The sequence below is a fragment of the Streptomyces sp. NH27 genome, from assembly GCF_056859195.1.
Genome location: NZ_JACEGK010000283.1, coordinates 1 through 10,223 on the forward strand (window position 1 = coordinate 1; position 10,223 = coordinate 10,223).

The 10,223-nt window shown below is 71.0% G+C and carries 9 protein-coding genes; 3 read left to right on the forward strand and 6 right to left on the reverse strand.

Annotated features, from left to right (window positions below):
- On the forward strand, window positions 1-1,087 hold a 1,087-nt coding region (locus tag AC13HU_RS22235), incomplete at its 5' end, for an isoafricanol synthase (protein WP_483043685.1).
- Between the two features lie 102 nt (window positions 1,088-1,189).
- Here the strand turns inward: AC13HU_RS22235 and AC13HU_RS22240 are convergent.
- Window positions 1,190-3,073 carry an N-acetylmuramoyl-L-alanine amidase gene (locus tag AC13HU_RS22240; RefSeq protein WP_483043686.1) on the reverse strand — a complete coding sequence of 628 codons (1,884 nt, stop codon included), beginning with the start codon at window positions 3,071-3,073 and terminating at the stop codon, window positions 1,190-1,192.
- A gap of 578 nt (window positions 3,074-3,651) precedes the next feature.
- On the opposite strand from AC13HU_RS22240, the gene AC13HU_RS22245 reads away from it, so the two are divergent.
- Together AC13HU_RS22245 and AC13HU_RS22250 are read left to right on the forward strand one after the other, a co-directional pair.
- Window positions 3,652-4,116 carry an NUDIX hydrolase gene (locus AC13HU_RS22245; protein ID WP_483043687.1) on the forward strand — a complete coding sequence of 155 codons (465 nt, stop codon included), beginning with the start codon at window positions 3,652-3,654 and terminating at the stop codon, window positions 4,114-4,116.
- Between the two features lie 185 nt (window positions 4,117-4,301).
- Window positions 4,302-4,457 (forward strand): hypothetical protein, encoded by a 156-nt coding sequence (locus tag AC13HU_RS22250; protein ID WP_483043688.1) that lies wholly within the window; start codon window positions 4,302-4,304, stop codon window positions 4,455-4,457.
- Between the two features lie 271 nt (window positions 4,458-4,728).
- Here the strand turns inward: AC13HU_RS22250 and AC13HU_RS22255 are convergent, their stop codons facing one another.
- The 5 genes from AC13HU_RS22255 to AC13HU_RS22275 all read right to left on the reverse strand — a co-directional run bounded on the left by AC13HU_RS22255 (window position 4,729) and on the right by AC13HU_RS22275 (window position 10,086).
- Window positions 4,729-5,904 (reverse strand): lactonase family protein, encoded by a 1,176-nt coding sequence (locus tag AC13HU_RS22255; RefSeq protein WP_483043689.1) that lies wholly within the window; start codon window positions 5,902-5,904, stop codon window positions 4,729-4,731.
- A gap of 246 nt (window positions 5,905-6,150) precedes the next feature.
- Window positions 6,151-6,813, reverse strand: coding sequence for a response regulator (locus AC13HU_RS22260; RefSeq protein ID WP_483043690.1), 663 nt, complete (start codon window positions 6,811-6,813; stop codon window positions 6,151-6,153).
- Window positions 6,810-8,177: a sensor histidine kinase gene (locus AC13HU_RS22265; RefSeq protein WP_483043691.1), complete on the reverse strand. Its 1,368-nt coding sequence runs from the start codon at window positions 8,175-8,177 to the stop codon at window positions 6,810-6,812. Before AC13HU_RS22265 ends, AC13HU_RS22260 begins: the two co-directional genes overlap by 4 nt.
- A gap of 98 nt (window positions 8,178-8,275) precedes the next feature.
- Window positions 8,276-9,073, reverse strand: coding sequence for an ABC transporter permease (locus AC13HU_RS22270; RefSeq protein WP_483043692.1), 798 nt, complete (start codon window positions 9,071-9,073; stop codon window positions 8,276-8,278).
- A 47-nt stretch (window positions 9,074-9,120) separates the two neighbouring features.
- Window positions 9,121-10,086, reverse strand: coding sequence for an ABC transporter ATP-binding protein (locus tag AC13HU_RS22275; protein WP_483043693.1), 966 nt, complete (start codon window positions 10,084-10,086; stop codon window positions 9,121-9,123).
- Window positions 10,087-10,223: the final 137 nt, after the last annotated feature.

Below are 10,223 nucleotides of genomic sequence, written 5' to 3' on the forward strand. Positions count from 1 at the left end.
CACCCGGCGTGCCGCGGCGGTCAGGATTCCCTTCCCCGCACGGCTGAACCTGCATGCGGAACGGGCCAGGCAGCACACTCTGCAGTGGGCGCAGGGCATGGGCCTGCTCACCGGGGACGTCGCCACGGCTGAGTACGACGCCCTGCGGCTGGAGCGGCTGATGGCGTACTTCTACCCCGACGCCACCGCCTCCGGACTGGAGTTGGCCGCCGACTTCAACGCCTGGTTCTTCATCTTCGACGACCAGTTCGACGGGGGTCTCGGCAACCGGCCCGATGAGATCCGGCACGTGGTGGACACCCTCGTCGGCACCATGACGGTGCGGGGGACCCCGGTCGCCGGCGACACGCCGGGCGCACGCCGCCCCGGGGACGTCCCGCGGCCGGGCGACGAGGAGTACACGCCGCTCGTCCGCGCCTTCCGGGACATCTGGCTACGGTCCACGGCGTCCGCCCCGAACGGCTGGCAACTGCGGTTCCGCGAGCACTGGGGGGCGTATCTGGCCGCGCACGAGGGGGAGGCGCACCAGCGCAACGCCGAACGGCCGCCCTCGTTCCAGCAGTTCCTCGACGTCCGGCGGGAGTCCATCGGGGTACGGCCCTGCCTGGACTTCGTCGAGCGGTGCGGCGGCTACACCCTGCCGGACGAACTGCACGACCTGCCGGCGCTGCGGGAGATGCGGGAGATCACCGGCGACGTGGTGATCTTCGTCAACGACATCGTCTCTCTGGCCAAGGAGTTGGCGGCCGGCGACGTCAACAACAGCGTGATCGTCCACCGCACGCACAAGGGCTGCACGATCGAGGAGTCGGTCGAGCACGTCAGCGCACTCGCCAACACCGGCACAGCCCGCTTCACCCGGCTCGCCGCCACCCTGCCCGGCACGCTCGCCCAGCGCGCCGTTCCCCGGGAGAGCCGCGAGCACGTCGACCACTACGTGGACGGTATGCGGCACCTGATGGCGGGCAACCTGGCCTGGTCCCTGGCCACTTCCCGCTACGACGAGACCGGCATCGCGGCGGTGAGCGGCGGACGCCGCCGCCCCTGGAGCCGCCTCACGCACGGCATCACCCGCGCACGACAGTAGCGCCGGAGCGCCACCGCGCCGGCAACCGGGGCCGTACGCACCGGGCCCCCGACCGCGGCTGCGTACTTGCCGTGGTCGGGGGCCCGTTGATGCCGAGTGGCGTCAACTCACCGTGACATCGGATGCGTTGACGAGAGCCAGCCGGTGGTTGTACTGGATCGTGTACACCGTTCCGGCGCCCTGGATGTGGGTCTCCGTGGGACGCGTCGTCCCGTTGGCCGGGTAGAAGTCGTCCCGGTTGACCGGCTTCGCCGTCGCCACGTACTCCTGCCCCGAGGCGAAGGTGTACTTGCTCAACGGCGGCGCCACGTCGGCCGAAAGGCCCGCGGGGTACTCGGACGCGTCCGGGTACGCCTCGCCGAACAGCGGCGCGGCGGTGTCGCCGGCCGTCTTGAGGATCTTCACGTGCCTGGCCCGGACCGTGTTGATGCCGTCAGGGTTGTCGAACCAGACCTTCTGGCCCCCGTACCAGATGGCCGTCCACCCGCCCTGCTGGTCGGCCACCACGAACTGCTGGCCCGCCGAGACGGTGGCGCTCCAGTCGCTGATCCCGTCCGTGCCCGCCGAGCCGTCCGCGTGCACGTACGGGTCGCCCGCCAGCGGCGCGGTCGCGCTGGGCGCGGTGCGCACGTACAGGAAGTTCGACGAGGCGGTCTGGTCGGTGCACGCGGGCGTCGCACCGGTCGGGTCGTCCACCGGGCAGACCTTCGCCGTCTGCTGGTTGGACGCGAAGTCCGGTGCGATCGTGACGGCCTTGCCGACCGGGACCACCGCGTGCCCGCCCTTGTCCGTCGGCGCGCCCAGCAGGGCCATGAACTGGTTCCAGTCCCAGTACGGTCCCGGGTCCCAGTGCATGCCCGACACGAGCGAGTCGACCGGGCCGGGCACGTTGTCGTGGCCGATGATGTGCTCGCGGTCCAGCTTGATGTGGTACTTGCCCGCCAGGTACTTCACCAGGTCGGCCGTGTTCTCGTACTGCACCTGGGTGTACCAGCTGGCCCCGTGGGCCGCGAAACCCTCGTGCTCGATGCCGATCGAGTGCATGTTGAGCCAGTAGTTGCCCGAGTGGAACGCCAGGTCCTTGTCGGCCACCGACTGCGTCACCGCGCCGTCCGAGGACCGCATCACGTAGTTCGCCGCGTCCCCGGTCGCCGGGTTCTGGAAGCCGTCGATGGCGGTCTGGTAGGACGTCTCGGTGTCATGGATGACGATGTAGTCGACCTTCATCCCGTCGTCCGGACGGTTCGCGACCTGGTAGTTGGTCGTCGCCGCGGGTGCCAGTTGGCAGTCCAGCCGCTGCGGGCAGTCGGTGCCCGAGGACGACGTCTTCTTCAGGTGCAGGGACGCCACGTGGCTCGTGTCCGCCCGCAGCGCGGGCTGGGACGCCAGGTCCATGCGCTGGCCATCAACCGTGGTGCGCCGGGCACCCGCCTTCATCGTCGTGAACACGCGGTTCGCGAAGTCCTCGGCGGCCACCTGGTCCGAGGACCCGCTGTACCGGGCCACCGCGGCGTACCAGTCGGCCGGGTTCTCCGAGGTGCCCCCGTGCAGCTTCTTCTCGTACGACGCCAGCAGCGCCGCCGCGGCGCGGATGTTGTCCCGCCGGTCGGTACGCACCTGCTGCGCGGGCACGCCGATCAGCTTGGCCGCCGCGGTCAGCGTGTGCAACGACGAGTCGGACGCCAGCGACGCCAGGTCCGAGCGGCCCGCCGCGCCGGCGGCACCGTCCGCGACCATCGACGGCGTCACATCCGTCAGGCTCATCAGCCCGTATCCACCGCTGGTGTTGTGCCCCTGATGGGCGTCCCACCGGGACTCCTCGTACGCGACGGCCATCAGCACCGACTCCGGCACGTCGGACTCGTGCGCGGCGTATGCGAAGTCCTTTTGCTCGCCCGAGGAACCCGGCCCCGTACCGGCCCCGTTCTGGCTGGCCAACGCGACCGGCGCCGAGACGCACCCCGCGACGACCAACGTCGCGCCCACGACATACGTCGCGAGCTTCCGCTTTGATTTTCGCCTCTGACCCAAGGTCCCTCATCCTTTGCCTCTATGCGATGCGCTCCCGATCATCACATATTTGACTGGGCGTCAACCGGAACGCCGCTCCCGATCCGGATCAACTGCCCCGCGTTTCCGGGCAGATCCCGGCATCCCGACATCGCGGCAGGTCACGGCGTCGCGGCAGGTCCCGACGTCGGGGCGGTGGCGCGCCGGCAGACGCGCGGGATTGCGGTGCCTGGAACGAGCAGCACGTGCTCCGATCAGCACGGCACACCCCCGACATCTCCCGGTGATCCGATCAACGGCGACGCTTCGCGCGTATTCCGTTCCACCTTTTTCCACCTGCCCCCATTCGGCGGCCACGCGCCATCATCGATATGCCATATCGGGCACGGCATATCGGGCATGCCATATCCGTATCCGCATCCGTGTCCGTGTCGCAGCACGGGAATCCGGCTCGACGACGACGGTCCGGCCGCCGGCCGCCTCCGAGCCGGCGGGGCACGCCGTTCAAGACGTGCACTCGCGGCCATCCGGTTCCCGCCCACCACACTGGCCCCATGGCTGACACCAAGCACAGCGCGGGCCTGCTCCTCTTTCGCCGTACCGCCCCCGGGGTGCAGGTGCTGCTCGGCCACATGGGCGGACCGTTCTGGGCCCGCAAGGACGCCGGTGCGTGGACCGTGCCGAAGGGCGAGTACGCAGGCGACGAGCAGCCCTGGGACGCGGCGCGCCGCGAGTTCCGCGAGGAGTTGGGGCTGCCCGCGCCGGAGGGCACGCCGCTGCCGCTCGGCGAGGTGGTGCAGTCCGGGGGCAAGCACGTGGTGGTGTGGGCGGTGGAGGGCGACCTCGATCCGGCGGACATGGTGCCGGGCACGTTCACCATGCAGTGGCCGCGCGGCTCGGGCCGCACCGCCGAGTTCCCCGAACTGGACCGGGTGGCGTGGTTCGGGCTCGACGCGGCGCGCGAGGTCGTCGTCACGGCGCAGGCGGCATTCCTGGACCGCCTTGCGGCGCAGCTCTGACGCCGCACCGCCCGGCGCCCCGGCTGGCACCGTGCGGCGGCTCCGCCCAGTCGGCGAGACCGGGATATCAGCAGGTGAGCCGCGATCTGCCGACGGCTCGCCACCGTGGCACCGTGGAGGTGAGGGGCCGCGGAGACCGGCTGCCGTCGCCGGCACGGGCCGGCCCTCGGGAGGAGGACGTCACGATGAGAGCACTGGAGACGATCGGCTTCTCGCTCGTGGTGATCGCTTTCGCCATCGGCACCCTCTTGGTCCTCATGGGCGGCACCCACTACCAAGGCACCCGCCACTCGGACCACACACCCCGCCACCGGAAGCACCACCCGCTACGGCACCGGTGACGAGCGCGCCGCAAGGCGAAGCGCCGGGTCCCGTCGTGCACGGCGCCTGACGGTGGCCGGGCGGCCCCGTCCGTACGCCGCTGGGCTGGAGGGGGCGGGAGCCGGTGGCTCCCGCCCCGTCGTCGACGACGGTTCGGTGGGGTGGACGACCGCGCGGTCCGGGGCGGCATCGGCATCGTCCACCGGGGAGAGTTCGCCGGTCGGAGTCAGAGTGGGGACCACCTCCGCACCGGTTCCCGAGGCACCGGGTACATCGGCGTCACGGGTGGGTTCAGAGGGCGACGATTCCTTCGCCGCCGACGGCGTCGGGGACGGTCACGGTGCCGACCTTGGCGAGGGCGCCGTCCGGGTCGATCCGGAAGGCGTCGACGCCGCCGGTGGCGCCGGTCTGGACGTACAGGAAGTGGGCGTCGGGGGTCACGGCGGAATCGACGGTGCCGTCGCCGGTCGCGGTGTTGCCGAGCGGTTCGAGCATCGCCCGGCGGGTCTGCCGGAAGCCGGAGAGCGTGTTGCTGCCGGCATTGGAGGCGTAGAAGCGGTCGCCGGCGCGGACGACCCAGCAGGTGGCCTGCTGGCCGGTGGGCGCGTTGTCGAGGCGGAGGGTGCTGCCGTCCCGGCGGATCGCGAAGGTCATTACGGCGTTGGTGCCGGCATCGGTGACCACCAGACGGCCTCGGCCGTCGAAGGTGAAGCCGAAGGGCACCGATCCGTTCTCCGTGGTGACGACGGGCCGGGCGGACAAGGCGCCGGACGGGCGCACGCCGAAGACGTCGATGCTGCTGCCGGCCGCCTTGGTGGTGACGACCAGTTGGGAACCGTCGGGGGTGAAGGACACCTGGCCGGGGGTGTGGGTGTATTCCGGCGCCGTGGTGGTGTCGAGGCCGAGCTGCCGGTTCCACCCGGCGACGCGCTCCAGCCTCCTGCCTGCGGCGATCCGGTAGCCCTGGACGGAACCGCCCTCGCGGGCGTTGAGGACGTAGACCCGGTCCTGGCGGACGGTGACGCTGACGGGGAAGGCGCCGCCGGATGAGATGACCTGTTCGCGGTGGAGCTTGTCGCCGTCGACCGAGAAGACGGTGACGGTGTCGCTGCCCGCGTTGACGGCGAGGAGCAGGTGATGCGCGCAGTCGTAGGCGAGGGAGCCCTGGGAGGCGAGGTGGTCGACGACCGAACCGTCGAGCATGCCGCCCTTGCCGCCGGTGGCGAAGCGGCCCCGCTGGTGCAGCGAGCCGTCAGCGGCACGTCGGTAGGCGACGATCTCGTTGCCCGCGGTGTTGTCCGTCTGTACGAAGACCGGGCCCGCGGGTCCGCCCTGGTGCGGGGCGGGCGACGCTGCCGCGGACGCGGCGGGAAGGACGACCGCGGCGACGGAGGCCGCCACCGCCACGGCGGTCCTGGCGGTGCGAGCGAACGTGGCGGTGCGAGCGAACGTGGGCAGGTGCTTCATCGTTCCCCTTCGAGCAGAGGCGGTTCGCGCGAGCGCGTCCCTGCCCGCGGCGCGAGCAGGATGGGTCCGCTGTCAGGATCTGATCTGCGCCGGTCGCGAACCGCGACCGACGCGGCCGGGGTCCCCCGTTGGTACGAGCCGCCATGCCGTAACGGCCCTACGGTGCCACCCTCTGGAGTCCGCCAGGACCGTCTGCGCACGCGCCGCCGATGCTGTTCGGCAGCGCCGGGAACGGCCGTGGCTCGCTCAGTGTCGCTGCGACTTGCGGGGGGTGAGGAGGCCGCGGTTGAACGCCTCGGCCACGGCGGCCGCGCGGTCGCTGACGCCGAGCTTGCCGTAGACGTTCAACAGGTGGGTCTTCACGGTGGCTTCGCTGATCAGGAGGCGGGCGGCCACCTCGCGGTTGGTGGCACCGGCCGCGACCCACTTCAGGACCTCGAGCTCGCGCTGGCTGAGCAGTCCGGGGCCGGGGGTGCGGACGCGGTTCATCAGCCGGGCCGCGACGGTCGGGGAGAGCACGGCTTCACGGTTGGCGGCGGCCCGTACCGCGCGCAGCAGTTCGTCGCGAGGGGCGTCCTTGAGGAGGTAGCCGGTCGCGCCCGCTTCGATGGCCGGCAGGACGTAGCTGTCGGAGTCGTACGTGGTCAGGACCAGCACCCGGGCGGGGCTGCCGGTCCTGGCGAGTTCGGCAATCGCGGTCACGCCGTCCATCCCGGGCATGCGCAGGTCCATCAGGACCACGTCCGGCCGAAGGCTTCCGGCCATCCGGACCGCCTCGGCGCCGTCGGCCGCCTGACCCACCACCTCGAAGGCCGGGTCGGCGGCGAACATGCCGCTCAGGCCGTCCCGGACGACGGGGTGGTCGTCGGCGATCAGCAGTTTGATCAGGGCCCCGGCCACAGGACTCACGCGCCGGCCTCCACCGTCTCGTACGGCACGCACGCGGAGATCGTCGTGCCCGATCCCGGCACCGACTCGACCCGCAAGGTCCCCGACAGCCCCTCGATCCGCTCCCGCATCGCCTTCAACCCGAACCCACCCCCCGTTTCCGTATCCGATCCCGGCTCCGCTTCCGGCCCCGCTCCCAGCTCCAACTCCGGCCCCGGCTGCGCGCCGACCGTCACCGGAGCAGCCATGACCTGGGCGGGCACGCGGGTGGACGACGGGTCGAAGCCGCGCCCGTCGTCACGCACCTCCAGCGTGACCTCGGACCCCAGATAGCCGAGCGTCAACGTCACCGTGGTGGCGTGCGCGTGCCGGGCCACGTTCGCCAGCGCCTCCTGTGCGGCCCGCAGCAGGGTCAGTTCGGCTTCCGACTCCAACGGGCGGGCCGTTCCGCTGGTAGTGACGTGCGCCGTGATGCCGTGCAGTGCGGACCAGCGCTCCGCGACCCCGGCCAGGGCCTCCCCCAGCCCGGCGGTCTCCAACGGCTGCGGCCGCAACGCGTCCACCGACCGGCGCGCCTCGGCCAGACTCTCCCGGGCCAGCCGGGTCGCCGCGGCGAAGTGCGCCTGCCACCGCTCCGGGACGTCCCCCGCCAACTCCGCGGCCTGCAACTGGGTGACGATCCCGATCAGGCCCTGCGCCAGCGTGTCGTGGATCTCCCGGGCCATCCGCTGCCGCTCGTCCAGGACCCCCGCCTCGCGGGCCTGCACCACCAACTGCCGCTGCAGGCCGGCGTTTTCCGCCAGCGTCGCCTGGAGCCGGCGGTTGGCCTCCCGCGCCTGCTCCAGCGCCGTCACCCGTTCCTTGTTCTTCCGATCCGCGTCCCACTCCCACCACGCCATCCCGCACATGCAGATCACGTTCACCGCCAGCACCACGCCCGTGACCGTCAGGCCGATGGCGGTGTTCTTGGGGATCGAGGCGACCTGGGCGGTCCCCGACTCCAGCGCGACCGCGGCGATTCCCGGCAGCCGCCACGGCCACGGCAGGATGCCGAACGCATAGAAGTACCCGGCCGGCGTGAACAGGCCGAACCACGGTTCCCGGATCACCAGAACGCCGATCAGCACGACCAGCCCGGCGAAGAACATCCCCATCACCGCCGAGCGGTCCCGCCAGGCCGGGTGCAACGTGAACATCCACAGCATCCACAACCCGACCGCCGCGCACAGCCCCAGATCGATCAGCAGCGGGCTGCCCGTGCCGCGCTTGACGATCAGGGTCACGACGACGAGGGCACCCAGGATCGCGTACGGCACCACCGTCACCAGCGGAAGCAACCGCTCGTCCTGCCCGCTCGCCCAAGCGGGCGACTCCGACCTGCTCATCGCTGCCCCTCCCGCTCCGGCCGCACGACGCACGACCCCGCCCCCTCTTCCTGTTCCTCTTCCTGTTCCTGTTCCTGTTCCTGTCCCCACTATTCCCGCTATTCCCAGCGGAACAATTTCACCGCGGCCCCGCCGAAGACCACCGCGTACGCAACCAGCGTGAGCAACTGGACCGGGTGGGGCCAGTGCCCCTCCGTCGCGTCCGTCAGCGCCTGCACCGCCGCACCCAGCGGGGCGGCCTGGCTGATGTGCCGCAGCAGCGACGGCATCGACGCGATCGGGAGGAAGAGCCCGGCGAAGAACATCATCACGTAGAACAGGGTCACGCCCACCGCGTTCGCGACCTGGCTGTTCGGCGAGGCCGCCGCGACGAACAGTCCGATCGCGATCAGCGCGAGCGCGATCAGCACGATGCCGACGACATAGCCGGCGGCCTGACGCGGCAGATGCACCCCGAACGCCAACCAGGCCACCACCAGCACCGCGACCACCGACACCGCCGCGGTCACCAGGTTGACCAGCAGCTGCGCCGCCAGCACCCGGGCCGGGCCCACCGGCGTCGTCCGCAACCGCCGCAGCACCCCCTTCTCCCGGTAGCCGACCAGTACTTGCGGCACCACGTTGAACGACAACGTCGCCAGCACGAACGCCGCCAGGATCGGCACGTACACGTCGAGGAGGGTGTACCCGCCCAGGTTCGCGCGATGCTCCTTGTAGAAGGGAATGTTCCCGAACACGATCAACAGCCCCAACGGCAGCCCGATCGCGAAGACCGGCCCGGCCTTGTCCCGGAGGAACAACCTCAACTCGGCCAGCGCCAGCCGGCCCAGCACCGAACCGTTCCCCGCGGCATCCGGCACCGGCACCGGCACGCTCGACGTACTGCTCACCGACATCACTGAACTCCTCTTCCTGCTCGAACGGTCAGCTGTGACTCGAACGGTCAGCTGTGAACGGCGCCGGCCGCCGCGGCACCCGCCCCGGTCGTGGCACCCGCTCCGGTCGTGGTGTGGTTGCCGGTCAGCGCGACGAACGCGTCCTCCAGGCTCGGCTGGTCCACCCGCAGGTGCTCCGCCACGATGTCGTTGCGGGCCAGCACCGAGGTGATCGCGTTGAGCGCGTTGGCGGTGCCGGTGATCACCACCAGATCGCCGCGCCGGGTCAGACCGGTCACATCCGGCAACCCCGTCAACAGCCCCTCCTCGAAAGGGATCGACGGCCGGAACTGGATGCGCTGACCGTCCTGGACCCGCTCGGTCAGACCACCCGGGCTGTCCACCGCGACCACCCGCCCCCGGTCGATGACCGCCACCCGGTCACACAGCCGCTCGGCCTCCTCCATGAAGTGCGTGACCAGCAGGATCGTCACCCCGCGCGAACGCACGTCCTGGATCAGGCCCCAGGTGTCCCGGCGGGCCTGCGGGTCCAGCCCCGTGGTCAACTCGTCCAGGACGGCGACCTCCGGGCTCCCGATCAGCGCCAGCGCGATCGAGAGCCGCTGCTTCTGCCCGCCGGACAGGTCCGCGTACCGGGTCCGCTCCTTGGCCGTCAGACCCAGCGCCTCCATCAACGCCTGCGGATCGGCCGGCCTGCGGTAGAACGAGCGGTACAGCCGCAGCGCCTCGCCGACCGTCATCTTGTCGGGGAGCTGCCCGTCCTGGAGCTGCACCCCCAGCCGCTGCGTCAACTCGGCCCGATCACGCCGGGGATCGAGCCCCAGCACCCTGATCTCCCCGCCGTCGGGCGTCCGCAGACCCTCGACGCATTCCACCGTCGTCGTCTTGCCGGCGCCGTTCGGGCCGAGAATCCCGAAGATCTCGCCCTGCTCCACCTCGAACGACACATCCTCGACCGCCACATTGTCGCCATACCTCTTGTGCAGATTCCGCACGTCGACAACCGCGGGCATACGTGGCGTCCCTTCCGCTCCCGAGCACTTCCGTGACCGTTCATCAGCCTGACAGCGAGCGGCCCCCACCCACATCGACCGGCCGACCACACTCCGCGAACACCAGCTGATCGGCCACACGACCAGCCCCCCTCAAC

Coding starts and splice junctions, on each gene's coding strand:
- AC13HU_RS22245 (WP_483043687.1), top strand. CDS start 3,652: ATGGCTGACACCAAGCACAGCGCGGGCCTGCTCCTCTTTCGCCGTACC.
- AC13HU_RS22250 (WP_483043688.1), top strand. CDS start 4,302: ATGAGAGCACTGGAGACGATCGGCTTCTCGCTCGTGGTGATCGCTTTC.
- AC13HU_RS22255 (WP_483043689.1), bottom strand. CDS start 5,904: ATGAAGCACCTGCCCACGTTCGCTCGCACCGCCACGTTCGCTCGCACC.
- AC13HU_RS22265 (WP_483043691.1), bottom strand. CDS start 8,177: ATGAGCAGGTCGGAGTCGCCCGCTTGGGCGAGCGGGCAGGACGAGCGG.
- AC13HU_RS22270 (WP_483043692.1), bottom strand. CDS start 9,073: ATGTCGGTGAGCAGTACGTCGAGCGTGCCGGTGCCGGTGCCGGATGCC.
- AC13HU_RS22275 (WP_483043693.1), bottom strand. CDS start 10,086: ATGCCCGCGGTTGTCGACGTGCGGAATCTGCACAAGAGGTATGGCGAC.